General features: G+C 62.7%; 19 protein-coding genes and 7 pseudogenes. 10 read left to right on the top strand and 16 right to left on the bottom strand.

Annotated features, from left to right (window positions below):
* Window positions 1-8: 8 nt before the first annotated feature.
* Both XH87_RS26870 and XH87_RS26865 read right to left on the bottom strand, forming a co-directional pair.
* Complete coding sequence (locus XH87_RS26870; protein WP_271589767.1) at window positions 9-377, bottom strand: TetR family transcriptional regulator C-terminal domain-containing protein; 369 nt, start codon at window positions 375-377, stop codon at window positions 9-11.
* A gap of 75 nt (window positions 378-452) precedes the next feature.
* A pseudogene (locus tag XH87_RS26865) lies at window positions 453-650 on the bottom strand (TetR/AcrR family transcriptional regulator); the annotation flags it as partial.
* 155 nt (window positions 651-805) lie between these two features.
* Between XH87_RS26865 and XH87_RS26860 the strand changes: the two are divergent.
* From XH87_RS26860 to XH87_RS26850, 3 genes are all read left to right on the top strand, one after another.
* Window positions 806-1981, top strand: a complete 1176-nt coding sequence (locus tag XH87_RS26860) for an HlyD family secretion protein (protein WP_271589545.1) — start codon at window positions 806-808, stop codon at window positions 1979-1981.
* A gap of 62 nt (window positions 1982-2043) precedes the next feature.
* Window positions 2044-3474, top strand: a complete 1431-nt coding sequence (locus XH87_RS26855) for an MDR family MFS transporter (RefSeq protein WP_271589544.1) — start codon at window positions 2044-2046, stop codon at window positions 3472-3474.
* A 104-nt stretch (window positions 3475-3578) separates the two neighbouring features.
* Window positions 3579-4526, top strand: coding sequence for an aldo/keto reductase (locus tag XH87_RS26850; protein ID WP_271589543.1), 948 nt, complete (start codon window positions 3579-3581; stop codon window positions 4524-4526).
* A 260-nt stretch (window positions 4527-4786) separates the two neighbouring features.
* Here the strand turns inward: XH87_RS26850 and XH87_RS26845 are convergent, their stop codons facing one another.
* The 3 genes from XH87_RS26845 to XH87_RS26835 all read right to left on the bottom strand — a co-directional run bounded on the left by XH87_RS26845 (window position 4787) and on the right by XH87_RS26835 (window position 7226).
* Window positions 4787-5014, bottom strand: coding sequence for a hypothetical protein (locus tag XH87_RS26845; RefSeq protein WP_271589542.1), 228 nt, complete (start codon window positions 5012-5014; stop codon window positions 4787-4789).
* 1121 nt (window positions 5015-6135) lie between these two features.
* The gene (locus XH87_RS26840; protein ID WP_158668436.1) at window positions 6136-6642 is read right to left on the bottom strand and encodes a YkgB family protein; all 507 of its coding nucleotides are present in this window, start codon (window positions 6640-6642) and stop codon (window positions 6136-6138) included.
* Window positions 6643-6689: 47 nt separating this feature from the next.
* Window positions 6690-7226, bottom strand: coding sequence for a carboxymuconolactone decarboxylase family protein (locus XH87_RS26835; RefSeq protein WP_271589541.1), 537 nt, complete (start codon window positions 7224-7226; stop codon window positions 6690-6692).
* 120 nt (window positions 7227-7346) lie between these two features.
* Between XH87_RS26835 and XH87_RS26830 the strand changes: the two genes are divergently transcribed.
* Window positions 7347-8339 carry an AraC family transcriptional regulator gene (locus XH87_RS26830; RefSeq protein ID WP_271589758.1) on the top strand — a complete coding sequence of 331 codons (993 nt, stop codon included), beginning with the start codon at window positions 7347-7349 and terminating at the stop codon, window positions 8337-8339.
* 24 nt (window positions 8340-8363) lie between these two features.
* Here the strand turns inward: XH87_RS26830 and XH87_RS26825 are convergent, their stop codons facing one another.
* The 6 genes and pseudogenes from XH87_RS26825 to istA all read right to left on the bottom strand — a co-directional run.
* A complete protein-coding gene (locus tag XH87_RS26825; protein WP_271589540.1) occupies window positions 8364-8681 on the bottom strand; it encodes a hypothetical protein in 318 nt (105 codons plus the stop codon).
* A gap of 195 nt (window positions 8682-8876) precedes the next feature.
* Entirely contained in the window at window positions 8877-9308 is a 432-nt protein-coding gene (locus tag XH87_RS26820; protein WP_271589539.1) for a VOC family protein, read from the bottom strand.
* Window positions 9309-9336: 28 nt separating this feature from the next.
* Window positions 9337-11100, bottom strand: coding sequence for an MOSC and FAD-binding oxidoreductase domain-containing protein (locus XH87_RS26815; protein WP_271589538.1), 1764 nt, complete (start codon window positions 11098-11100; stop codon window positions 9337-9339).
* Between the two features lie 59 nt (window positions 11101-11159).
* Window positions 11160-11459 (bottom strand): DUF427 domain-containing protein, encoded by a 300-nt coding sequence (locus XH87_RS26810; RefSeq protein WP_271589537.1) that lies wholly within the window; start codon window positions 11457-11459, stop codon window positions 11160-11162.
* Between the two features lie 137 nt (window positions 11460-11596).
* Window positions 11597-12320: pseudogene (gene istB, locus XH87_RS26805) on the bottom strand (IS21-like element helper ATPase IstB); the annotation flags it as partial.
* 8 nt (window positions 12321-12328) lie between these two features.
* Window positions 12329-13819: pseudogene (gene istA, locus XH87_RS26800) on the bottom strand (IS21 family transposase); the annotation flags it as partial.
* A gap of 298 nt (window positions 13820-14117) precedes the next feature.
* Between istA and XH87_RS26795 the strand changes: the two are divergent.
* A pseudogene (locus XH87_RS26795) lies at window positions 14118-14290 on the top strand (DUF3606 domain-containing protein); the annotation flags it as partial.
* A 624-nt stretch (window positions 14291-14914) separates the two neighbouring features.
* Here XH87_RS26795 and XH87_RS26790 read toward each other — a convergent pair.
* The 4 genes from XH87_RS26790 to XH87_RS26775 form a co-directional block, all read right to left on the bottom strand.
* The gene (locus tag XH87_RS26790; protein WP_271589536.1) at window positions 14915-15661 is read right to left on the bottom strand and encodes a Crp/Fnr family transcriptional regulator; all 747 of its coding nucleotides are present in this window, start codon (window positions 15659-15661) and stop codon (window positions 14915-14917) included.
* Complete coding sequence (locus tag XH87_RS26785) at window positions 15661-18834, bottom strand: CheR family methyltransferase (protein WP_271589535.1); 3174 nt, start codon at window positions 18832-18834, stop codon at window positions 15661-15663. Before XH87_RS26785 ends, XH87_RS26790 begins: the two co-directional genes overlap by 1 nt.
* Before the next feature lie 133 nt (window positions 18835-18967).
* Complete coding sequence (locus XH87_RS26780) at window positions 18968-19249, bottom strand: hypothetical protein (protein WP_271589534.1); 282 nt, start codon at window positions 19247-19249, stop codon at window positions 18968-18970.
* A gap of 12 nt (window positions 19250-19261) precedes the next feature.
* The gene (locus tag XH87_RS26775) at window positions 19262-20257 is read right to left on the bottom strand and encodes a chemotaxis protein CheB (RefSeq protein ID WP_271589533.1); all 996 of its coding nucleotides are present in this window, start codon (window positions 20255-20257) and stop codon (window positions 19262-19264) included.
* A 97-nt stretch (window positions 20258-20354) separates the two neighbouring features.
* Between XH87_RS26775 and XH87_RS26770 the strand changes: the two genes are divergently transcribed.
* From XH87_RS26770 to XH87_RS26750, 5 genes and pseudogenes are all read left to right on the top strand, one after another.
* Entirely contained in the window at window positions 20355-20756 is a 402-nt protein-coding gene (locus XH87_RS26770; RefSeq protein WP_442868305.1) for a response regulator, read from the top strand.
* A gap of 44 nt (window positions 20757-20800) precedes the next feature.
* Entirely contained in the window at window positions 20801-20971 is a 171-nt protein-coding gene (locus XH87_RS26765; RefSeq protein WP_271589531.1) for a hypothetical protein, read from the top strand.
* A 658-nt stretch (window positions 20972-21629) separates the two neighbouring features.
* Window positions 21630-22265: pseudogene (locus tag XH87_RS26760) on the top strand (DUF7146 domain-containing protein); the annotation flags it as partial.
* 329 nt (window positions 22266-22594) lie between these two features.
* Window positions 22595-23517 (top strand): annotated as a pseudogene (locus XH87_RS26755) (DUF2493 domain-containing protein).
* A gap of 727 nt (window positions 23518-24244) precedes the next feature.
* A pseudogene (locus XH87_RS26750) lies at window positions 24245-24564 on the top strand (DUF736 domain-containing protein).
* 217 nt (window positions 24565-24781) lie between these two features.
* Here XH87_RS26750 and XH87_RS26745 read toward each other — a convergent pair.
* Window positions 24782-25492, bottom strand: a complete 711-nt coding sequence (locus XH87_RS26745) for a PRC-barrel domain-containing protein (RefSeq protein ID WP_271589530.1) — start codon at window positions 25490-25492, stop codon at window positions 24782-24784.
* Window positions 25493-25561: the final 69 nt, after the last annotated feature.

Here is a 25561-nt window from a genome sequence, read left to right as displayed (position 1 = left end):
GGTTGGAGTCAGTGCGACGCCGAAGGGCTTCCGCAGATCACGGTCACCGCTTTATGAGCGATCTCCCTCAAGTCCGCGCGTCGAGCTCCGGCTCGCGCCCGGATTGCAATGGTGTGCATCGTGGCTGACGCAAGCAGTGCAAGTGCCTCCGGATCAGCATCTTGCTTCAACTCGCCTCTGTCGCGCGCCGTGCGAAACCGGGCCTCGAAATCGCCGTCGAGCATGCGGAGCCCGGCGGCAACACTCTTCCGGATCTCTGCATCTTCGACCGCCTCGGCTACCGCTGTCCCGATCACAAAGCAGCCGCGCGCGGAGCCTTTGCGCGAAAAATAGAAGGACAGCGCCGCCTCATAGGCAAGCATCAACGCTTCGGCCAAGGGACGGTCCCCCGCGAGGGCCTCGCGCGTCGCAGCCAGGGTCATCTCCCAATAGCTTGCGAGAGCCTCGAGATAGAGTTCGTGCTTGTTGCCGAATGCCGCATAGAGGCTCGGCGGGCTCATTCCAGTTGCAGCCGCGATCTTGTCCAGCGGGGTGCCCGAATACCCGGTCCTCCAGAAGGTCTCGGTCGCCTGCTTCAGGGCTGCCTTCGCATCGTAGGCACGCGGCCGCCCGCGAGGTGCCGCTGCCGTTTCGCTCTTTCTTCGGGGCATGTCGAAAATCTCGGTCGTCGTGTGCTGAGGCATATTTATAACATCCGCTATAAAAAACAACTGGGAGCCCCTTGATTGTCGTGCCGCTGTGAATTAATTGTAACGAACGTTACGAAATGGAATAGAGGTGAGGGCTTTCCATGCGGCTAGATCTTTTGCCCGTCGCCGGCTCGAAGGGCGAGCGTGAAGAGTTTCGCGAGAGCTCTGCGGAGGCGCGAGTTGATCGAACTGTCGACGACTCGCCGCTCGACCGCGCGGTCGCGCTACCCCGAAGGAGCGTGATGGAGCGGTTGCGCCGACCGCTCATGCTCGCTCTGCCTCTCATGGCGGCGGCACTCGGAGCCGTCGTGTATCTCGTGCAAGAACCTTACGTCTCGACCGACAACGCGTTCGTTCGGGCCGCGAAAGTGACCGTCAACGCCCGAGTTTCCGGCCAAGCGATTGAGATCGCCGTGCACGATAACGAGAATGTCCGGCAGGGCCAGGTCCTGTTCCGAATCGACCCGGAGCCCTACCAGATCGCTGTCGATCAGGCGGAGGCGCGGCTCGGCAGCGCGCGCCTCCAGATCGAGGGGCTCAAGGCGACTTACCGCCAGCAGCAGGCCGAGCTGCAGTCGGCGAGGGATTCCGCCGACTTCGACGCGCGCGAGTACGACCGCAAAAAGATGCTGGTCGCCTCCGATTTTACCCCGCGTGCGGTCTTCGAGCGAGCCGAGACGAATCTCAAGGTCTCGCGCCAGCGCATTTCGTCGATTGAGCAGCAGATCGCCAGCACAATCGTGGCTCTGGACGGCGATCCGGACATTGACGTCAATCGCCATCCGACGGTTCGTGCGGCCAAGGCCCAGCTTGACCGTGCCCGGCTCGATCTTTCCTATGCGACGGTGACGGCGCCCGACGACGGTGTCGTCACCAGGGTCGACGATCTACAGATCGGCGGCTTCGTCAATGCCGGAGCGCCGGTGTTTTCGCTGCTGTCGAGCCGTCATGTCTGGATCGAAGCAAATTTTCGCGAGACAGGGCTGACCCATATGCGTCCGGGTCAGGAGGCAACGATAGAGGTCGACGCGTATCCCGATCGCAAATTCAGGGCGCACATCGTCAGCATGAGCCCCGGCACCGGATCGGATTTCTCGGTCCTGCCGCCCGAAAATGCGACCGGAAATTGGGTCAAGGTGGTCCAGCGTCTGCCGGTGCGTCTCGAGCTCGATGACTTTGACGCGAGCAGGCCATTGTTTTCGGGCATCAGTGTCACCGCGCGGGTCGATACCGGCTATCGTGGGAGCTTGCGCCACCTGCTGCAGCCAACCTATGCGGCGGGGCTCAGATGAGTGCCGTCGTTCCATCGACCGTTGCAGCGGATAGCCATCGGGCCATCTCGCTCGCGGCTCTCATGGCAACCTACATGCAGGCCGTCAACATCTCGCTGCCCAATGCGGCGCTACCGCATATCCAGGGAACCCTCTCGATGGCCAATGACGAGGTCGGGTGGGTGTTTTCCTCCTATATCGCGGCAAGCGCCGTAGCCATGTCGGTCACGAGCTGGCTTGCGGGACGCTGTGGACGGAAGTCGGTTTACCAATTCTCCCTCATCATCTTCGCGCTAGGTCTTGTGCTGGATACGCTGGCGACGACGTCCGTCCAGTTCGTGCTCGCCCGGATCGTCCAGGGAGTTGCAAGCGGCCCGCTTGCGCCGCTTTCGCTGGCGATCCTGCTTGAGGTGCAGCCACCCACGCGGCATGCCCGCCTGAGCCTGGCCTGGACGGTGTGCTCTCTTCTCGGCATCAGCAGCGGAGCGAGTATCGGCGGCTGGTTCAGTGAATATCTCGGCTGGCGTTCGATCTTCTATGTCAGCCTGCCGATGACGGCATTCATATTTCTCGCGATGGCGTTCTGGCTTCGCGACAAGAGGGCGGAGCGAACGCAACCCTTCGACTTTTTCGGTTTGGCGACCTTTTCGCTCGGCATGATCGGCCTGCAAGTGCTGCTCGACCGCGGCGAGCGCCTGGAATGGTTCGACTCCATGGAAATCCGGATTGAGGCGGTCGTCTCCATTCTGGGATTCTATCTGTTCGTCGTGCACGTCATGACGACGAAGGAGCATTTTCTCCGCACGGCGCTGTTCAGGGATCGCAATCTCGTCCTCTCGACGATGATCTCCTTCGCCGTCGGCCTCGTCCTGCTGCCGACCTTGGCTTTGACCTCGCCGATGCTGGAGGAGCTGCTCAACTACCCGGTCGACACCACGGGCTACATGACGATCCCGCGGGGCGTTGCGCTCGTGGGAGGGGTGCTGTTGACGAGCCTGGTCCCGGCGCAAGTCGACTACCGCCCGTTTCTGGTTGGCGGAATGGCACTGGTGGTCTACGCCAATTGGCTGATGCTCGGATATTCGCCGGCGATGGATTGGCGCCCGGTCGCCGAGGCCGGCTTCCTCCAAGGTGCGGGGCTCGGCGTGGTGATTCCGGCGCTCGCCAAAGCCGCGTTCAGTACGCTCGATCCGAAGCTCCGCCCGGAAGGCAGTGCACTCATCAACCTGTCGCGGCTCTATGGCAGCACGATAGGCATTGCCGTGGTGCAGATCTTCTTCTACGGCAACACCCAGGCCATGCATGTCGCGCTCGCCAAGGACCTCATGCCCTACCGGACCGCCGCGCATGTCGCCGGATCAATGGCCAAGCCCGGCCTTGCGGCGCTCAATGGCATGGTCACCCACCAGGCGGCTGTCGTCGCGGTCATCGGTCAGTTTAAGATTATGATGTTCGCCATGCTCGTCGTGAGCCCGCTGGTGCTTTTTCTTCGCAAACCGCGGCCGACAGGTTGAGGACCGTGGAATGGTGAGATGAGACCGCATCGAACAGTCTCAGTCTGTCGCACTCGACGGACGCCGCATCTGCGGCGGCCGAGCTCAAACAAGAAAGCAGGAACATGACAGCTTCCAGCGCGCTCCGCTACACGAGGATTTCCACCCACGAATCCGGGACAATTCCCGCTGTCGGATTTGGCACACTCATTCAGGATCAGAACGCAACGAAACAAGCCACGAGGGCTGCACTGGAAGCGGGATTTCGACATCTCGATTGCGCGGAACGCTACCGCAATGAGGCAGCGGTAGGCGAAGCTATCCAGGACGCCTTCAGGGCGGGAACGCTTCGGCGAGAGGATCTGTTCGTAACCACGAAGCTCTGGAACACAAATCACCGTCCCGAGCGCGTCAAGCCGGCCTTCGACGCCAGCCGCCGCCGACTGCAACTCGACACGATCGATTGCTATATCGTCCATACGCCGTTTGCTTTTCAACCCGGCGACGAGCAGGACCCGCGGGACGATCGCGGCCAGGTAATCTATGACCCAGGCGTGACGTTGCTGGAGACATGGCGTGCACTGGAGCGGCTCGTCGACGATGGTCACTGCAAGTCGATCGGTCTATCTGACATCACGCTGAAGAATTTGCGCGAGATCGTCGCGGCCGCGCGGATCAGGCCCGCGATGGTGCAGATCGAATCGCATCCATATCTGCCCGAATGGGATCTGCTCGATTTCTGCCAAGAGCACGGAATCGTACTGCAGGCGTTTGCAGCCTTGGGACACGCCATGGAGCCAAGCGTATTGGAAGATCCCGTGATTGCTGCGATCGCGCAGCGTGTGCACAAAACGCCGGCTCAGGTGGCCTTGGCCTGGGCTGTGCAGCGCGGCACCGCTTTCCTGACCACCTCGACCAAACCACAACGCATCCAGGAGAGCTTTGACATTTCCGCCCTGCCCGACGACGCCATGCGGGACATCCGGGAAGGTATCACCACGACCGTCAGGTTCAACGCCGTGGTCGAGACCGGCATACCGGGATTTATTCCTCGGGCGCGACGAGTTGAATGAACTGCGTCGGCATGATGAGTTTCCGGGCAGGAGATAGAGAATTGTCTTGAGGCACGGCGGGGGTACTCGGCGCCAAACTGGTGGTATAGGTTGCCGGCAGCAACTCCGAATGACCCGGTGCTTGCTCGCGTCGCCGTCGCGAGAGAGCGAAATCCCTCGGCTTCCGAAGTCCGCTACGGGTCACAAGCCGCCGATCACGTCAAGCGAGGTGACTTCCGCCTTCTCTTGCGGGGGGCCGGCGTTATGAGTACACACCCCGCTCACGAAGGTTCGACTCGCGGTGGCGGATACCGCCGCGCCAGGACTGACAGCGACAGGGGCCGCTCGTCTTCCGGGAGTTCCAGGTACGCCAGCACGAGCGGTCGCTTCCAATCGCCGACGCCGAAATCCATCGCCGTCCATTTCTGCGGCTCGGGCCCCTCGAGTCCCCGGACCCAGACGAAATAGCGGGGAAGGTCGTCGGCGTCCGTCGTGCGTCTCCTGGCCATCGAAGCTGTCCGCTGCATCACATCGGTTGCGACAGGATATAGGTACTGGCGCGTGGAAGTCGAACGGCCACTGGCGGTTCGGGCGCGACGCTTATCCGGTCGCGCGACGGTCGCGTGGCAGGTGCCGGCTCGCTTCCGCGCTCGGGGGCAACACCCGCACTTGAGAGCGATTTCCCTGTGGCCATCCTTCGAGACGCCCGCCGTTGGCGCTGCGTTGGGGGGCAGCCAAGACAATGTGCGCGTCTCCAAGATTCCGATTGACCGAAATTCGGAAATATCGTATATGTCGATCATCCCGGCCCAAGGATAAGGGGCGTTTCGCGATCGTCACGATACGCGGGCCGGGTGGCGGTGGGCGCGGAGCGCATCGGCGCGCATGCAATCGCAGGGCGGGTTTGGCCCGTGAGCGGTTGAGCGGCGCGCACACGACCGGTGCGATTCCAGCGTACGGCAAAAGCGTGTGGTCCTGACGCCCGGGGTCTGTGCGTCAAGGCTTGCGGTGGTGAGGCAGCCCGACCGGGTCCGCGCACCGATCATCCGCAAGACGACGGCGGCAATAGTGCATCGCTCCCCGGGGAGAGCACGTCATAAGCCGTCAAACCACTGCGCAGGGAAAGGCCGGGATGTCCGGGCTGCCCTGTATGCCGCTGTGCATCTATTTTCGCGCAATTTGCGCACAGCGGACCGCGGGTGCCAGCCGGCGCCCGGCCTTCCCTGCGCCCTTTCCAAGGAAGGGCGTCGAGAGCAGCACAAGACTCGGGCGTCATGCGTCGCGAGGTCGTGGAGGCGCGCCCTGCTGTTTGAAAATTGAAGTGTCTCCGCTCATCCTGCCAATCATCGCCACAAGTCGTAGGTCGCCACGCGGTTGATGTCGGCGAGAAGGTCCGTGAAGGAAGAAGCTTCGCGGATTGTTTCCATGATGCCGGATCGAGAATGCGATGAACCCGCCGACGTGCGGCTGCCAAGGCAGGCTACCTTGGCCAACCGCAGGAAGGTACGATCCGATGCGAAGCCTGCTTGCGTTCGCGCCCGATCGCAGGGTGGAAGACCTTCGCGAACGCGCAATCGCCGGCGAGGTGGACTCTCGCCGGCGACGCTTCGCGCTTCAGCAGGGTGCCACCCTATTGCCGCGTCAGGCGAACTAGGTCCTGCCGCAGCAGATAGAAGGAGACAGCGAGCAGGACGACATCCTTCATCAGGAAGGGCACGTTGCCCGTCATTGCGGGAAAGCCTCCCGCGGCGACGTCCCAACCCTCCGGCATGAAGGGAATGATGGTGACGGTCGCGATGAAGGTGCCGGTCGAGCCCAGCGCCCCGAGCACGCCGAGCCGGTGGCTCCAGAAGCCCGCGAGCAACAGTGCGCCGAAGGTCCATTCCGAGACGCCGAGGAAATAGCTGGCGCCGGCGTGGCCGAACGCGGGATAGAGCCACCAGATCAACGGCCCGTTGCTGATGAAGGGGACCAGCCGCTCGAACTCATATGGAAACCACTTCTGATAGCCGAAGAAGAAAAACATGATCACCATCGAGGCGCGGACGACGTGGTAGTCGAGGTCTTCCGCGAGCAGGCCAGAGCCGTTCAGCGCACGGACAATCGGGTTTTGGGCAGTTGCGGAAAGCGTAGTCATGGTCGTGATCCTTTCATGGTTGAGATCTGACACTTCGCTCAGTGGCTTCACGCGACGGCGGGGAAGTCGATCTCGGTGTCGTTGATGCGGTTGAAGACGTTGGTGAACACGGTCGTGGCGAAGGCGAGGCTGATGTCGACGAGCTGTGCGTCGCTGTAGCCGGCAGCCTTGATCGCAGCGAAATCCTTGTCGCTGACCGTGCCGCTGGTGCGCGCGAGCTTGTCGACGAAGGCGACCAGCGCATCACGCTGGGCATCGCCAGTCGGCCGACCGTCGCGGATCTGCTTCAGCACCTCCGGTGTCAGGCCGACGAGCTTTCCGAGATGGCTGTGGGCGGCGACACAATAGTCACAGCGGGCGGCCTCGCTGATCACGAGCTTGATGATCTCCCTGTCGGACTTGGTCAGGCTCCCGGAGGCGAGCACGGTGTCTGCAGCGAGGATGGCCTTGAGCGCGGCCGGGCCGTGGGCGGCGAGCGCCGCAAAGGTGTTCGGCACGCTGCCGATAGCCTTCTTGATCTGGGCGTAGACCTGGCCGGACGCGCCAGCGTCGGCTTCGAGGTTCGGGATGGGAAGACGGGACATGGTGGCACTCCTTGGTTGGGGTGGTGAACGATTGCGGAGTGACAATATGGTCCGGGTATGAGATATTTAATGCTATAAAAGCTCCTATATATGCTCATTCGTCTCGATTGAGAGGGTATGATGGATTGGCTGAGCCGGCTGTTCGAGATGATGCCAGTGCGCGGTCGCCTGGATCTGCGCTGCTCCTACGGTGAGCCCTGGCGGATCGAGCAGGGGCCGGGCGAGGCGAATGAGATGCCCTATCACGCGGTCGTTGGTGGCTCGGCCATCTTGGACGACCCGGCCGGCGGCAAGCCGCTGCGGCTGGAAGCCGGAGACATTCTCCTGCTGCCCGGCAATCCACGACATGTCATGCACGACGGCGGCGGCGCTGCGCCGCTGAAGGCTCACAACCGCGCGTCACTCAACTTCACGATCAGCGAAAATCCCGGCTCGGACGCGCGGCTCGATCTGTTGTGCGGACATTTTTCGATCGCCTCGCCGCATGACCGGCTGCTGCGCAGCTATCTGCCGCCGGTCCTCATCGTGCGTGCCAGCTCGCGGGCCGGCGAGCTGGATACTGCCGGGCAGCTCGCGGGCCTCGTTGCCCTGATGCGCGGCGAGGCGGCAAGCGATCATCTCGGTGGCCGCGCGATGCTGAACGCGCTGTCGACGGCGATGTTCGCGCTCGTGCTCCGCCTCGCCAGCGAGACCGGGGACGCACCGCGCGGGCTGCTTGCTCTGGCAGGTCACCCGCGCCTCGCGCCGGTGGTCGCGGCGATGTTCAACGAGCCTGCGCGCGCATGGACGCTGCCCGAGTTCGCGCAGCTCGCCAACATGTCGCGTGCGACGCTTGCGCGTCAATTCCAGGAGAAGGTCGGACGTTCGCCGAGCGATCTGTTGACCGACATCCGGATGACGCTGGCAACGAATGAATTGAGAAAAGGGTCGATCTCGACCGGAGCAGTGGCGGAAGCGGTCGGCTATCTGTCGGAGGCGGCGTTCCAGCGGGCGTTCAAGGCCCACATGGGCCTGACCCCTGCGCAATGGCGAAAGGCGGCGCAGGCTCCAGCGACGATTGAGGGGCTGGAGCTGGCGAGCGCAGAGGCGATATCGAGGGGCGAAAATGCATAGGCAAGCGCGCTCGAGGCGGCAACCTCAGCATCCACGGCAGATGATCAGCTTTCGATCCAGCATCTGATCGCGTCGTTGCTGCTCGCGCTCCCAGGCCGACAGAGAGCCCGATTGAGGCGCGTCGGCGCGGCTCGGCTGGTGGTGGCCGACTGGAGCGAGCCAGGGCAGGTGCGACGTCAGCTCGGCCGAAGCCAAATGCTCGGCCGCACGCACCGGCAGATCGGGAAGGGCATCGATGGAGGTGTTTCGATCGGCCGCAAGCGCGGGCGCCAGCAGCGCGACGAGGACAAGGCCTGCAAATGCGGAACGGATCGAGTTGGTTTGGTTCGAGCTATGGGACATGTTGGCGCTCCCTTGGTGGAGGCTCGGAATGAGCGGCTCCTCGCGGGGCACGATAGTCATGGAGGCGAAGGGCTGAATGCTGCGCGATCTCGAAGATATGCTCTTTCGTCTCGCAAGCATCGATGAACGGGACCGGTCGTGGGTCGAAGCGGCCTCTTGCGCCGGGCACGACCTGTCTGGACGTTGCCGCACGCGTCAAGCCTTGCGGTAGCCTCGTTCCTGGAGCACCCAGCTATTGCCATCCGGGTCCGAAAAGTCGGCGAAGCTGGCGTAGTCCCCGCGCGCGGGATCGAGGCCTGGGGCGAAGCGTCCGTCCCAGGCGGCGATCGGCGTCTTGTGCCTGATATCGCTGACCTGAACGCCGCGTTCCAGCAGGTGGCGGCGCGCGGCCTCGAGGTCCGTGACGACGAGATAGGCGTTACGAAGCGATCCAGGGGGCGCGTCGGTGATGGCCTTGCCGATCTGGATCGAGCAGCTCGAGCCGGAGGGCGTGAGCTGCACCACGCGGAATGTGCCATTCGGTGAATAGTCGACGTCGAGCACGAAGCCGACCTGATCGACATAGAAGCGCAGCGCCCGCTCGACGTCCGCCACGGGAACGGTAATCACCTCGACCGAAAACTTCATGATGGCCCCGCTGATTGCGCCTTGCGATCTACAAATCGATCACGACGTCCCGAACCGGCTGTGAGCAGCAGATCAGAAGATTGCCGTCGGCCGGCTGATCGAGCGGTAGCGGCTCATAGGCCACCGCGCCGGAAATCAAGCCGCTCTCACAATTGTGACAGACGCCCGTCCGGCACGACCAACGGACCGGAACGTCGCATGCCTCGGCCAACTCCAAAATGCTTGCGTAAGCCGATGGCTTCCAATGGACGGCGATACCGCTTCGCGCGAAGGATACCAGCGGGCCGCTGTCGGCGGCGTCCTTGGGCGGGTGCGGAGCTCGCATGGCTGCGCCGACGATGCCGGGCGTCAATGACTCGCCGCCATTGAAGATTTCCATATGAACCCGCCCGGGAGACATACCGAACGCTGCGAGCGCCTGTTTCATGTCCGCCATGAAACGAGCCGGCCCGCAGAGGTAGACATCCGCCTCATGCGGGATGCCGATGTCCTCGAAGGCCGGTTGCGACAGACGGCCAGGAGCATCGAAATCCTCGCCCAACTTGTCGCGGGGATCCGGTCTGCTGTAGCAGACGAAGCTGCGGCCCTGGGGGAGGGCAAGCATCAGGCGGCGTACCTCATGCGCGAACGGATGATGCCGCCCGTCGCGCGCCGCATGCAGCCAGAAAACCTGTCGTGTCGCGCGGGCCGCTGCCAGGGCGTACAACATGGCCAGAACGGGCGTTGCCCCGATCCCCGCGCTGAGCAACACCACCGGCCGCTCCCCGGATTCCAGGGTAAATCCTCCTCGCGGAGAACTCACCTCGACAATATCGCCTGCGTGGATGTGCTCGTTCAGGTAATTTCCGGCCGCTCCATTCGGCTCGATCTTGACGCTGATCCGATAGCCCTCTGTCGATCGAGGACCCGAGATTGAGTAGCTGCGAATGAGCGGCGGGCCCTCGGTTCGCGGAAGGCGCAGGACCACGTACTGGCCGGGCAGAGGCGGCGGCAGTGGCTCACGATCCGGATGCTGCAGTGAAAGAGAGATGACGTCCAAGGCCTCTCGATCGATCGACGCAACGACGAGCGGCCGAAATCCCGGAGTGACCGGATGTGACGCGGCTGCCGGAGCAAGGCCTGCGTTGCCGCTCCTCCTCGCATCAGTCGTCTGGCTCTGAAGCAATGCCTCAAATGACGCGCGCCATCCCTGCGAAAGCGCCTCGATCCGCAAGGCGCGCTCCAGTCGATCGCGCGGGTGATTGGGCGAATAGAGCAGCGCGTTGATCTCGGCGACGGTTATCCGCTCGTCTGCCTCTCCCACCTTCACGATTTCGTCGCCGGCGCCGACCTCGCCTTCGCGCAGGACGCGGAAGTAGAACCCCGGCCGTCCGCTGGACGTCAGCAGTGCCGGCATCCTCGGCTCGTTGGTCCGAATGCCGACGCGATAGCAGGTCACGCGCGGTTGAGTGACCTCGAACACGGCGCGGCCGATTTGATAGCGATCGCCTATGCAAACGGCATCGTCGGGCAGTCCTTCGATCGTGAAATTCTCGCCGAACTGTCCGTGGACGAAATCGGTGCGGCCCAACTGCTTCTGCCAGTAGCGATATGCTTCAATTTGGTAGACGAAGACCGCTCGTTGCTCGCCTCCGTGGCCGCCCAGATCGCCTTGACCATCTCCGTCCAGGTTCAATCGGCCGACCCGACAGCGGCCATGCACCGGATTTTTCCAGATCCCGGTGCGTATGGTGCGATTCTTCCAGGCGATGTTGCGAGGAAGTCCGACATTCACCGACAGGAGTCGCGCCATGTGCCGCTCCGTTTCGACCGATCCGGGGTATCTTTTTAGCCGGTTGCAGCCCGTTTGGGCTAGCCCCCAGGCGTCGGCGCAGGAGCCACCTCGGCGATGTCAAGATTGCGATCGGGACCGTGTGGAACGACCGACTGGCCGGCTTCGAGACGCATCTGCGTGCCGTCGAGATGGACTGTCACGATGTCCGGCTCGAATGACACAAAATTGGAGATACGGCGGACTTCGGGATAGGCGTCGAGGTAGGACCAGGCCGCCTGGCGGGCCTCTCCGATGGAATAATAGCTGCAGAGACCCTTGTACGGACAGAAAGTCTGAAGCTTCACCGGAGTGAGGGCAGATTCGTCGATATCTGTCAATCGGCTTGCAAATTTGACCCCTCATCGGCGTCCAATTTTGACCCCTTTGCGCGGCGGGGTTTGTTGGTAGCGCTCGTCTCGTCGGAGCTGGCCGGGATAGCGGAGGCGAGACGAGCGCGGGTGGCGTGATCGTCGTCTCGGCTTTTGAATCGCCAGCTATCGTTGCCGGTCTCGACGATGTCGCAGTGATGGGTCAGCCGGTCGAGCAGCGCGGTGGTCATCTTGGCGTCGCCGAACACGGTCGGCCATTCGCCGAATGCGAGATTGGTGGTCACGATGACGGAAGTGCGCTCATAGAGCCGGCTGACGAGGTGGAAGAGAAGCTGGCCACCGGACTGGGCGAAGGGCAAATAGCCGAGTTCATCCAGCACGATGAAGTCCATCCGGGTCAGATGCTCGGCGAGCCGACCTTGCCGTCCATTGCGGGTCTCGGTCTCGAGGCGATTGACGAGGTCGACTACGTTGAAGAAGCGGCCGCGGGCACCGGATCGGATGCAGCTTCTGGCGATGGCAATGGCCAGGTGGGTTTTGCCTGTGCCGGTGCCGCCAACCAGCACGACGTTACGTTGTTGGGCGATGAAGCCGCCGCCAGCGAGATCATTGACGAGCGTCTGATTGATCGGCGTGCCATCGAACTGGAAGTCGGCGATGTCCTTGGCAAGCGGCAGCTTGGCAATGGTGAGCTGGTATTTGATCGACCTGGCTTTGCTTCTCGTTGATCTCGGCGTTGAGCAGGTCGCCGACAATGCGCTGAGGTTCGTGCTGGCGCTTGACGGCAATTGCCATGATCTCGTCGAAGGCGGCCTTCATGCCGTAGAGCTTGAGCTCGCCCATGAGGTCGAAGATTTGGGTTCGTTCCATCAGATGGTCCTCCGGAGGTTGTCGTAGCGGGCACAATCGGCGATCGGTGCATGACGGAGCGTCAGTGCGGCCGGCGTCATGATGTTGGCCGGTGGGGCGGGTTCACGTTGACGGGCCAGGATATTGAGAACGACATCGGCGGAATGGACGCTGTGATTGAGCGCTTCGGCACAGGCCGCTTCCACCGCGGGTAGACCGTCAGTCAGCACCGCGTCGAGGATGTCGACCATCTGCCGATTGCCATCGTCGGTGCTGGCAAGCTTGCGTCGGATCCGCTCGATCGCGGCCGGCAGCACCCAGTCTTTGAAGGGAGCACCGTTGCGCAAGGCGCCGGGTTTGCGGGCGAGCACCGGCACATAATGCCAGGGGTCGTAGACGGTATCGCCGCGGCCAAAGGATCGCGGGTGCTCGGCAATGATGCGTCCATCCTGACGGATCACGATGCGATCGGCATAGGCTTGAACCTCGACCGGTCGTCCGACTGCGCTGGCTGCGACCGAGTACTTGTTGTTGTCGAAGCGCACCAGGCAGGTCTTCGAGACCGATGCCGTCACCGCATGGAAGCCGTCGAAGCGGCCGGCATAGGGAACGAGTTTGGGGCGTTCGGCTTCGAACACGTCCCAGATCGTCTGATCGGCCAGCTCCGGATGGCGACGAGCCTTGGCGTAGGCGATGCATTTGTCGAGCAGCCAGGCGTTTAACTCGTCGAGGTTTTTGAACCGCAGTCGCGGCGTGAAGAAGCGTTCCCGGACCAGCCCGACCTGGTTCTCGACCTGCCCCTTCTCCCAGCCCGACGCTGGCGTACAGGCGACCGGATCGACCAGATAGTGGCTGCACATCTGCAGGAAGCGGCGATTGTAGAGACGGCCTTTACCGACGAAGATCGTCTCTACGGCGGTCTTCATGTTGTCATAGATGCCGCGGGTGCAGGTGCCTTTGAACAGGGCGAACGCCCGGTCGTGGGCGTCGAACACCATCTCCTGCGTCTCCCGCGGATAGGCCCGCACGAACAGCATGCGGCTGTGACAGAGACGGACATGGGCAGCCTCCACCATCACCGTGGTGCCGCTCAGCAGGACGACCTCGTGGCTCCAGTCGAACTGATAGGCTTCGCCTGGGGCAAAACTCAGCGGGACATAAGCGGCTGCGGTCGATTGCCCGCGTTCCTTGCTCCAGCGCCTGGCATAACGCCGCACCGCATCGTAACCGCCGTCGTACCCCCGGCCGCGCAGCTCCTCGAAGATCCGGATCAACGTCAGCTGTTCACGAGCCGATTTAGCCGCGTTCGACGCCAGCAATCCGTCAAGCTCTACTGCCCATCGTCCCAGCTTTGGCCGCGGCTGCACCTGCCGCTCGTACTCGAAGGAGGTCTCTCCCGACCTCAGCACCTTCCGGACCGTGTTCCGCGACACCTTCAGGTCACGGGCGATCTCCTTGATCGTCTTGCCCTTGATGAAGTGCTCGCGCCGGATCCGGGCAATCGTCTCCACGATCAGCATCCCCCACCACCTGCTTCGTTCCAAAGCAGGCAGCGCAACAGATCAATCTGTAGGGGGTCAATGTTGGACGCCGATCCCCCGGCTCAGGGGGTCAATATTGCAGGCCGAATGACAAATCTCCTTCCGCAGCTTTTCGAGGCTGGGATGACTGCCCGTCTTGTGGAGCTTCGTGACGATATCGGCGATCGCATCGCCGATATCGGGGATTCCCGTGAGTCGATCCTCCTCGACGAGAACATCAAGAGGAACGGCAAGGGCCGTGGCGTTGCACAGGCATCATTCGCAAGAGGAGGAGCCAGTGGCAGCAGCGAAGAAGACGAAGACGGCACGGGGACGCAAACAGGACCGAGGGCGCGTGGCCAAGGGCCAGGACTACGAAGTCAGGTACGAAGCGAAGAAGACGGCCACTCGGCATCGGCCGTGAAGAAGGCGGTCAAGAAGGTCGGCAACTCCCGCAAGCGCGTCGAGAAAACGCGACATTGTCGTCAAAGCTCGCCGTATGGCAGTGTCAATCCACTCCTCCTCGTTCCAAAGGCACCCCCACCAAGATGTGTGAGCAAAACCACATTTGATATGCCCCGCTGTTTGTTAAGGACAGCAGCCAACAGGGTGGCCTCATAGGCCGCCTCCAGAACAAGCGACGCGAATGGCTTCCAGTGCGCCGACGGAACACGCGAATAATTTATCGGGAGCGCCGAGCAAAACAGCTGTGAAACCCGAGAGCTTCAGGCACTGGATCGTCATCACCCCCTCCTTTGGACAACCGGTGCGCCGAGCCAATCCGCCAGACTCGAGGTCAGCTCGTTGTGCCTTGCGCGCTGCAACAGCGTTTCGCGGGCCTTGCCGGGCGGCAAGCGGCGTGCGCGTTCGCGCGCGGCTTCAGCCGATGACAGCAGCCGCTCCTGGAGCGATTGGGTGTGTTTCCTTCGTATGCGTTTCGCGCTCATTTTCGATCTGCGCTTGAATTGGGATCCGCCGGGAGGCGGATTTCTGTTCCCAGCTTCGAGCGCTGAGCCGGTTCCGGCATTTCAGTAAGTTAAAGAGATCATGGAATCTGCATGACTACCGAATGGTGCATCGCAACTGCGCGGGTGCTCAACCCCGCCGGTAGAGCTGCAGATAGCTCGGCGAATAGAACGCTGCGCTCTTGAGCGCATCGAGGTCGTTGACGGTTAGCGTCCGTTCCCGCAGGGTGATCAGACCGGAGGCCCGGAGCTCCTGGATGGTGCGGTTGAGATGCACCACGGAGAGGCCGGTTGCGTCAGCCAGGTCCATCTGGGTCACCGGAAAGGCGCAGGAATTGCCGTCGACGAAACCGACCGGTCGCAGCCGCTCATAGATCTCGCAGAACAGGTGAGCCACCCGCTCCAACGCCACCCGCCGCCCTAGATTGATCGCCCATTCGCGCTGGATCGCTGAGTTCACCAGCGTCTCGCACATGAATGCTTCGGCCAGCGTGCGCTCGCTCGCCAGCAGCTTCTCGAAACGCGCTTTCTTGATCTCGGCATAGACCACAGGCGTCGCCGTCGTAATCGAATGATCCATGGTCGAGAGCAGATAAACATAGGCATCGCAGGCTTCGCCAGGCAGAATGAAATTGACGATCTGCCGCCGGCCATCCTCCAGCGTCTTGTGCCGGAACAGCCAGCCCGAGAGCACGAGCCGGACGCCGTCGACCTCATCTCCTTCGGAAGCGATATCCTCGCCCGGCCCGGCACGCAGCAAGCCTTCCAGAATGGCTTGCTCCAGCGCTGCGACAGCGTCCTCGGACAAGGGCCGCAGGGCGTTGAAGCGGCGGATGACCGCCTGCGCAAGACTTCCCTCGGTATGCTGAACACGCATCAGCCGTCCATCGAAGGCGTGTGAAAGGTGCGCTTGCTCAACGGAATTGCAATCAGGCAGTGGATCCCGGGCGCATTGAACGAGATCGTCGTCTGTCCCTTCAGCTCGAACGCGAGGGTCCGCTCCAGGAGCTCCGTGCCAAATCCCTTACGCGGCGGCGGCGTGACTTGCGGGCCACCCCGCTCGCGCCACTCGAACAGCAATTGCGGCGGTGCGGCGGCTTCGTCGATACGCCAGGAAATCTCGAGTCGGCCCGCCGGTTGGCCCAGCGCACCATATTTGAGCGCATTGGTCGCGAGCTCATGGATTGCGAGCGCAAAGGTCTCGGCGGCCTTGGGCTGGAAGCGCACCGCAGGTCCCGACACGCGCATCTGCTCGCCCTCGCGGGCGTTGTAGGCCAAGAGCTCCTCGACGACGAGATATTCGAGATCGACGCCGCCCTCGGGATCCCGTGTCACCAGTGCCTGCGTCCGGGCGAACGCGTTGAGCCGGCCATCGAGATGGGCGGCATATTCAGCAACCGTCGAACTCGACTCGGCCGAGCGGCGCGCGATCGAGCGCACCACGCCGAGCGTGTTGCGCACGCGATGCTGAAGCTCGGCGAGCAGGAGCCGCTGCCGCTCCTCCGCGCGCGTGATCGCGGTAACGTCGATGAAGGTGATGACGACGCCGGCGATGAAATTGTCGATGCTGCGGTAGGGCAGGATGCGGACGATGTAGCGCGTGCCGCTGTCCGGCGCGGTGAGTTCACGCTCGGCGCTGGCCAGCGTGCGCAGCACGCGGCGCACGTCGTCATAGAGCTCCTCGATTGCAATGCGCGCCTTGATATGCGCGATCGGACGGCCGACGTCGGTTTCGACCAGATGCAGGATCTGCGTGATCGCGGGCGTGAAATTCATCACCTTGAGATCGTTATCGAGGAACACGGTCGCGATCTGCGTGCTCTCGAGGAAGTTCTTGAGGTCGCTTGTCGCCCGCGTCAGCTCCTGGACACGATGCGCCAGCTCGCCATTGACCGTCGTCAGCTCCTCGTTGACCGACTGCAATTCCTCGCGCGAGGTTTCGAGTTCTTCATTGGCCGATTGCAGCTCCTCGTTCAGCGACTGGTACTCCTCGTTGGAGGATTTCAGCTCCTCATTGGTGCTTTCGAGCTCCTCGATCGTTGCCTGGAGGCGCTCGCGGGTCGCCCGCAATTCGCTTTCGAGCCGCTCGACATGCTCGGTCCGCACCAGGGCGCCGGCGCCGGGATTGCCGTCGGGCGCATTGGCGGCGCGCGCCGGCCCGTCCTTGAACAGCACGACGAAATTGCGATGGGCGCCCCCAGTCTCCTGGATCGGCTCCACGGTCATGTCGACCACGACGCGATGGCCGTTGACGCCGAGTTGGACGTGCTCGGCACGGGCGGGCTCGTTGGTTTCTGCCGCACGGCTGAGCGCGGTGCGCAGCTCCAGCCTGAGGTCGCGGTGCACGAGCTGAAGCAGATCGAGCGAGGCCGCCCCTGCCGTTGGCTCGATATAGCGTCCGGTGCGCCCGGAAAAATGCAGGATCTGGAAATTGTCGTCGGTGATGACATAGGCCGGCGCATAGCGCTCGGCGATCCGCTGGGCCCGGCGCTCCAGTCCGACGTCGGGACCGAAGGAGCGGACCGGCGGCAGCTCGACCGGCGCGCGGCCCGCCGCGGTCGAGATCGGAAACTCCGGCGGCAGCCGCGTGCCGGTCTCGAGTTTCTTGAAGATCCGGGCGCGGCGATCGACCGGCGCAAACAATTTAGGATGCCGCGTCACGTTCTCGGAATTGCCGAGGAACAGGAAGCGATCCGGCAACAGCGCGAAGTGAAACAGCGGAATCACGCGGTTCTGAAGCTCCGCGTTGAGATAGATCAGCAGGTTGCGGCAGGAGACGAGGTCGAGCTTGGAGAACGGAGCGTCCTTGATGACGTTGTGCTGGGAGAAGATGCACATCTCCCGCAATTCCTTCACCACGCAATAAGTATCCCCCTCGCGCACAAACCAGCGCGCCAGGCGTTCAGCCGACATGTCCTGCTCGATATTGGTGCGATAGCGGCCGACGCGCGCGGTCGCCAGCGCCCGTCCGTCGATGTCGGTGGCAAAGATCTGGACCTGCGGCGCGGAATCGAGCTTCGCTACGTGTTCGCGCAGGAGGATGCCGATCGAGTAGGCCTCCTCGCCAGTGGCGCAGCCGAGCACCCAGACGCGAACCTGCTGCCCGTTGCTCTTGCTCTCGAAGATTTTCGGAATGATCTGCGTCTCCAGCACCTCGAATTCACGCTTGTCGCGGAAGAATTCGGTGACGCCGATCAGAAGATCGTTGAAGAGGTGCTGGGCCTCGTCCTTGTCGTTGCGAAGGAAGTCGACGTAAGCGGCGATGTCCTCGATCTGCACCACCTGCATGCGACGCTGGACGCGACGCAGAAACGTGTTCTGCTTGTAGCCGTGGAAATCATTGCCGGTCTTGTTGCGCAGGATGTCCGCGATGCGTGACAGCGACGTCGCCGCGGCGGCCAGCACCTCGTCAAAGCCCTGCTTCTCCTTCAGCCGCCGCAAATGGCGCGCATAGACCTGGATGTGCTCGGGAATGTCTTCGGGTGGCAGCACGTAATCGGCAATGGCTGCCGGCCGGCTGCTGTCGATGGGATGCTCGGCCTCATGATTAGTGACGCTCTCCGCAATGGCGAGGCCGCCATGATCCTTCAGCGTGGCCGCGCCGAGCGTGCCGTCGCCACCGGTGCCGCTCAGGAGCACGCCGATCGATTGCTCGGCGCGTTCCTCGGCGAGCGAGACGAGGAAGCTATCGATGGTCGCCCGCTCGCCCGGCCCCTGCTCCGCCTTGCGCACCGCCAGACGGCCGCCATGGACGGTGGTGATCATCGCGACCGGACTGAGATAGATCGTCCCGCCTTCGACTGCCATTCCATCGCTGATCTCGGAGAGCCGGGTGCCGTCGGCGCGCTGAATGAGCGCATGCAACCGATCGTCGGCGAGCGCCTCGCGATTTTGCAGCACGAGGACGACGGCCTGGTCCTCCCCCAGCATCAATTTGGCAAAGAAGCGCTCGATGCTGTCGACCGCACCGGCCGAGGCACCCACGCCGATGACCAGTGGCACCCTTGCCTGGCGTTCTTCCGCGCCCGACGTCTTCTCGACTTCGTCCATGCTTGCCGCAACTCTCATTACCCGGGATCAAGCAGCCCGATTCCTGCAAATAGCAGAGATTGAGGCTACCCCAACAGCGAAAAGCCGGGAACCGCCATCCGCTGGCGGACGCCCATCGCAACAATTCCAAAACTCAAGAAGCCTTCGGCGGCCCTGAAGAAACCTCCCGCTCGAGGAAATTGATCCGCTGGATGATCAGCTTACGATGCCGTTCCCATTCGACCAGCGTCTGCTTCATGAGCTCGACCAAGCGCTGCGCCTGCCGCGCATCGTGGCCGCTGGCCTCGAGCTCCCGAACCAGATCCTCCTGATTGCGGACACGCTGCCAGCCCTGCTCGATATCCGTATCGGCCTTCACGAGCAGCCGCTGCTCGGCATGGAGCTGCTCGGCACGCTCGGCGGGAGACACGGCCATGAGGCACCCTCCCTAGCGTATCGCAGGGTCGAGCGATTGTAGCACGGCGCGCCGAATCATATCGGCATATTCGCGATATTCCGTCGCACGCAGCTCGTACATCTCGGCCACCGCCGGCCGGCCGGCGCGCCTTCCGTCTGCCGCCATGCGGCGCACGAGCTCGGCCCGTTCCTCGATGATGCGGAGCGCCACCCGCATGGCCTCATCGACCTGTCCCTCCTGCTCCCTGGCCAGCGCATCCGCGGTATAGGCATGGCCGACCTGGCAGCGAAACCGCATGGGATGGGTGTCCTTCAAGGCCGAGAGCACCCCTCCGCAGGCAGGACAGGTGAGCGCGGCCGGATCGGCGATCCCCGTCAGGTTCGGCGAACCGATCCGCTCGCCGGCGGCAATCTCAACCTCGAGGCGGATGTCGGGAGCAATCGGGAGCGCATCGCCCGGCACTTCTCGCGCCAGATCGGACAGCACGTCACCGAGGCCGGCGCCGGGAACGCAAAGGTCGGTCAGGGTCGCTTCCATGGCGCGCTGGGGCATCTCGGGGGAGATGGCATCCGCTGGATCCTGAACCACCGCCACGCCTCCACAGCGCTTGATGGCGTGAAGGCCTGCGGCGCCGTCCGACAGCAGGCCGCTGAGCACAAGGCCGATCACGCGCGGACCATGATGCACGGCGGCTGAGCGGAACAGGGCGTCAATCGCCGGGCGAACCATGTTTTCGCGCGGGCCGCGCCCAAGCTGGATGTGATGTCCAGACAGCAGAAGGTGGTGATCGGGAGCCGCGAGGTAGATGTGGCCGCGCTCGAAGGTCATGCCGTTCCGCGCCTGATGCACCGGGAGCTTGCCGGCTGCGGCCGCAACCGTCGCGAGGATGCCGACGCCCCGTGCTGGTATGTGCAAGACGATGAAGATGGCGGCCGGCACATCGGCCGGCAGGGCCCCCAAAATCTGCTTCAATGGGGCGGTCGCGCCAGCCGAGCCCCCGATCACGATGATGTCCCGGTTGCTCATTTTGAACCTGTCCTTTGGAACCCAAGATGGGGTAGGTTCGTTTGGACCAAGGCGACCCTTCGCCGTATGTTCCTAAGTTTCGGACACCGGAGACAAGATGGTGGCATCGCCAACTCTGTCGCGTGAAGCCAAGTCATTGTCGGGACGCCGCATCCTCGTCGTCGAGGACGAGTACTTTCTTGCCGATGACATCGGCCGGGCTCTGCGATCGCTCGGTGCCGACGTGGCAGGTCCAGTCGGACACATCGATGACGCGCTGCGCATCGTCGATGACGGCGGCGTCCTCGACGGCGCGGTGCTCGATGTGAATGTCGGCGACGAGATGATTTACCCGACTGCACAAAGGCTGATGGCCCGCGGCGTCCCGACGCTGTTTGCGAGCGGCTATGACAAGATGACGCTCGGCCCCGAGTTTCGTGATGCCTTGTTCTTTGCAAAGCCGCTCGACATCGCGGCGATGATCCGCGGCCTGGCCGGCCTGATCGGCGACAAGGCTTGACGACATGTGGTCGCGCGCCAACCGTCAATAGAGGATCGGCTTCCATGATCTACACTCCGGGAGCCTATGACGGTCACCTCCTGTCCTTTTCGCGCGAGCTGATCCAGGAGGCATTCAGGCTGTTGCGCGACAGCGATCACATCGTACTGGCGCAACGCGAGCGCGACGCGTTGGCAAAGACGGCAACAACCTCGCCCGCCAGCGAAGTGGACTAGAGCAGGCGGCTCCAGGTCAGCCACACGATTAGCGCAAGACAGAGGGAGATGGCGAGGCATGGCTAGGCGATGCGCAATGCCGAAGTCGCCCTGTCTGCTAAGTCACCATCATCCATATGATTGCACCTAGCATGACCAGAAATCCAGTCAGCGCAGTAGCCACGAAAAACTGTTCGACGCGATCCATCGCCATCGTAGCCCCCTTCCCAAAAGTGATTGTGACGCTTTGGGAAAGCGGCGCATTAGGCTATGTGAATCACGGAAGGGTTTAGCGATCGGCGATACAAATTTGACAAAACTTAACCCTTGTAAATGCGGGCATGCCACCAAAGTGCACCCTGCAGGCGGCGCCATTGTCCAAGGGATCCTCATGGACACGCCGAACGATCGTCAACCGTTATCAGACAAGCTTGCTCCCTCTCCCGGGCTTGAACACACCGAAGAGGCGCGCCGTGTCGTTGCGGATTACATCAGGGATCAAAAAGAGGTCCTCAAGGCACTCCGCCGCCTTTTCAGCTAGATCGGCACGCAGTCCCGCTCTCGCCGACCTTATGATCCATCCGAGTGAACCTGCCGGATGCGCACATGACGATGATGTTCAGCAATATTTCGGATGGCAGCCTGATGGCGCTCTACGAAGACGTTCGCACCCAGGTGACAGCGCCGCGGAATAGCCCGCATCCACCATGGCGGCAGCTTGCGCTTCCACCCACGTTGTTACTACCGAGCGGATGAGCATTCGCCGACCGAAACTTGGCCTGCAATGATCGCCTGCGTCACGGACCTCAAGGGACGAATCACCGGCCTGCACCGAACCTGGCTCGATCCTGTCCGCTTTGATCGCATTCGTCTCGGCAAAGCTCCGATCGACACGCCACGACGGGCCATGGGCGACCTGCTCGGCAACGCCGTTCGCTTCGGTGCGGTGGACGACGTGCTCGCGGCCGGCGAGGGCATCGAGACCATGCCTTCATTGCGTTGCGTTCTGCCGACTATGCCTATGGCCGCGGCGCTTTCGGCCAATCACCTCGCAACCATGTTGCTGCCATCTGGCCTGCGTCGGCTCTATATCGCCCGCGATGACGATGCCGCCGGAGATGCCGCGCAGGCTACTCTCATCCAGCGCGCGGAAGATGCCGGCATTGAAGCGATTGCAGTGTCGCCCCGGCTGGGCGATTTCAATGAAGACCTGCACATCTTCGGTCTCGAGACCCTCCGAGCAGCGCTGCGGCTTCAACTCGTACCAGAGGACGTCGTCCGTTTTCTTCATTCGGCGACGCTAGCCGCAGAATAGGCCAGTGCTTGGATCGATGTTGATCGGTCGGTCATAACGAGGCCATCGCCGAAAGAGGACGCGACCTCGGCCTTCTAGAGGGCGATCGGACGGCAAGCGGACCGGGCCGGCAATGGCTACGCCCGGCTATTTTCCGCCGCGCGCCGACGATGAGAAGACACGACAGCCATCAAACCAGCGCGCTTTGCATCGCGAAGCAAAATAGCCGGCCTCCGCCATCCTCCGCTGCCGCTTCGGCCCTTGCGGGTTCTGGCCCGTTCCGCCCGCCGTCTGAGTGATCGCCACGAAGGTCGCAATGGGCGCGGCCAATCCGGTAAAGGTTCCCTCCAATGACCGACGACGATGACATCGAACCGCGGCGCGCCTCTTCTCCAATCGACCACGTCCTCACCGAATTGCAGCTCTACGGCTACCGCCCCTTCGACGACCAGCCTGACCCGCGACCGCTTCCCGAGGGCAAGATGATCGCTGTCGCTGTCGCGGATATCTTTGACGCCCTGGTCGCCACGTTGAGCGACACGCGGCTCGAACCCGATCTCGATGATCTGCTCTGGTCGACGGTCAACCTGTTCCATCGCGCCGTCGACCGCATCGAACGCCAACTCGACGATAACGAGCAGGCGCAGCAGAAGAGCCAGCGCGAGCAGAACGGCTCGGAAGTCCGATCGGTCGAACTCGAGCGCATGACGGCCGAAGGCATCACGTTGATCGAGCGCCGCAACTGCCTGGAACTCTTCCGCGACCAGGCCATCGAGCGGTTTGAGACACACACCGGCTCATTCTGGCGTCCGCGATCGGGCTCGCTGGTGAACCACCGCACGCTGACCGCCGCGATGATCGACTCCCGCGACTTCATCGCTGCCAAGCGCCGCGGAGACCGAGGTCATGCTGCCCTCTCGGCCGAAGATCGCGCTTACCGGAGGGCTAGACTTCAACGACCATCACCTCGTCTGGGATCGCCTCGACAAGGTTCACGCCAAGCATCGCGACATGGTCCTGCTCCATGGCGGCTCGCCCAAAGGTGCCGAGCTTATCGCCTCCAAATGGGCAACCAATCGCAAGGTGCCGCAGATCGCATTCAAGCCGGACTGGACGAAGCACGCCAAGGCGGCACCTTTCAAGCGCAATGACGCCATGCTTGAACTCCTGCCGATCGGCGTCATGCATTTCCCCGGGCACGGGAATCCAGGAAAACCTGGCGGACAAGGCGAAACGGCTCGGCATCCCCGTCTGGAGGTTCGGCGGCGCGTGAGCGTCGTTCGGGGTGCCTTCGCTGGCTTGGCGTGAAATTTTCGCTTGCCTCGGCGCAGTTTGCATTGGCGTTACGTCATGGACGCGCTTGATTGTTTTGGCGAAGACCGGCCCCTTCGAGCCGGGTAGGGTGGTGGAGAACCCGTCCTAACCAGTTCTTACGGCCGCATGGCCAGAGGGGACGACCCTTTCGACCTTCATCGTCGATAGGTGCGCGTAGATCGGCGCGATGAACGGGGCATGATCAAAACTTGAGCGCGGGAGAGGCAGTCCCTCCTCGGAACTCTCGATCAAGCTGCGGGCATTCGGTCTGGCCCACGTAGCCGCGGCAGAGCGATGTTACCTGATCCGTTCTCTTGGGAGACGATGCCGCTTTTTGCAGGAGATTGTTTCTCCTTCCGCGCTGAATCGTTCCGACCTCTTGTTCATCAAAACCGAGCTAGCCACGCTTCTCCAGAGATTGTGGTTCAGCACGCGGACGCACGTGGCCTCGTTGATGGCTTGATCTGGCCGAAGACCGGCTTCGCCTCGATCGTCTGAGCCGCAACGCCGTTGATGCGACTTTCTTCCCCTGGGCTTCGCCCATTCCTCGCGAGACAAGAAAGTCGCCACAACGACGTCCTCCGCTGCGCTCCGGCCCGAGCGGGTGCGTCGCCGATCGTCCTCGGCCCTAGATCGCCATCGAGGCCGCGGTGGTTGCGGGGTCGAAACACAACAGGAGAAGTGACATGGCTAACATCGGTTCTTTCAAGAAGGTCGGCAACGAATTCCAGGGCGAGATCGTGACCCTGAGTCTGAAGGCCAAGGGCGTCCGCATCGTCGCCGAGACCAACCGATCCAACGACAACGCTCCCAGCCACCGCATCTATGTGGGTCGCGCGGAGATTGGCGCAGCTTGGTCGAAGCGTTCCGAGGAAGGCCGCGACTACCTCTCGCTCAAGCTCGACGACCCCTCGTTCAACGCGCCGATCACGCGAACCTGTTCGATGACGAGGGCGGTGAAGGCTACACCCTGCTCTGGTCGCGGCCGCGCAAGACCGGCGAGTAAGAGCGCCCCACCAAGCCCCGTCCGGTCCGCCGGGCGAGGCGCTTCGCGGTCGAACGAGGAACCCGACGCTCCAGGAACCTCCTCCGGTGCAGCCACGTTCAAACGCAGGTTGAGGAGGGGGAGGACTTTTTCTGCGCTCAAACGTGACTACGTCAGTTTGCTACCCGCGTGCATGGGAAGGCACGTCGCCGGCTTCCATCGCGGCAGCATTGGCTCTTCACGAGTTCTGAAACTCCTTCATATCCAAGCGCAAGCCGGCTTTGCTCGCTTGATCTGCCGTGACGTAAGGCAGGCCGTAATAGCTCAGCTTCGGGCTCCATCGTCCCGTTTGGCCCGGATACGGGAAGGCGTACGTCCCTCCGCCGGCAGACGCTTCGCGGGATATCACGACGGCCGCGAGCTTGCCGCCGCCGTCAAAAACCAGATCGGAGACATACCCGTAGCCTTGTCCGGCCTGCAACCGCGCATAGTCTCCGATGATCTTCGAGATCGTGAAGTCGTGCGGCTCCGGTTCGGCCTGACCGGGATCGAGAAAGAGGCCGAACTCTCGCGACCTCAGATCGGAAAAGTCGGCAACGATGGCGCCTTCGTGAAGGGGCCGCAGGACCCGCTTGAACGGAATGCGCGAGATGAACTCCGGCTGGTCCTTGGTTCTGAATCCCTCGACCAGCAACGACGTGATTTGTCCGTCGTCCGCCATGACCACGTTCCGAACGGCTCCCAAATATTCGCCCTTCAAAGAGAACACCGCGCTTCCGAGCAAGCGGGAGGCACGGTAGCCATCATACACCATCGCGGCGAATTGCTGGGATTGTGCTGATTGTTCCGTCGCAACCTTCGCGGCAGTCTCGGCCCACGCGGCACCCCACAGAACGGAGCTCGAGATTGCACCTACGAAAATTGCACGGGCGATCCTCTTGACCCTCATTCCATGCTCCTACCATTCGAGATCACTCTGGCCTTTGCTCCCTTAATCCCTTCCGATGCCAGGAGTTCT

This window comes from Bradyrhizobium sp. CCBAU 53415 (assembly GCF_028128735.1).
Taxonomy (GTDB): Bacteria; Pseudomonadota; Alphaproteobacteria; order Rhizobiales; family Xanthobacteraceae; genus Bradyrhizobium.
Note: the sequence above shows the minus strand (reverse complement) of the source record. Positions and strands in the feature narration are given on the sequence as shown.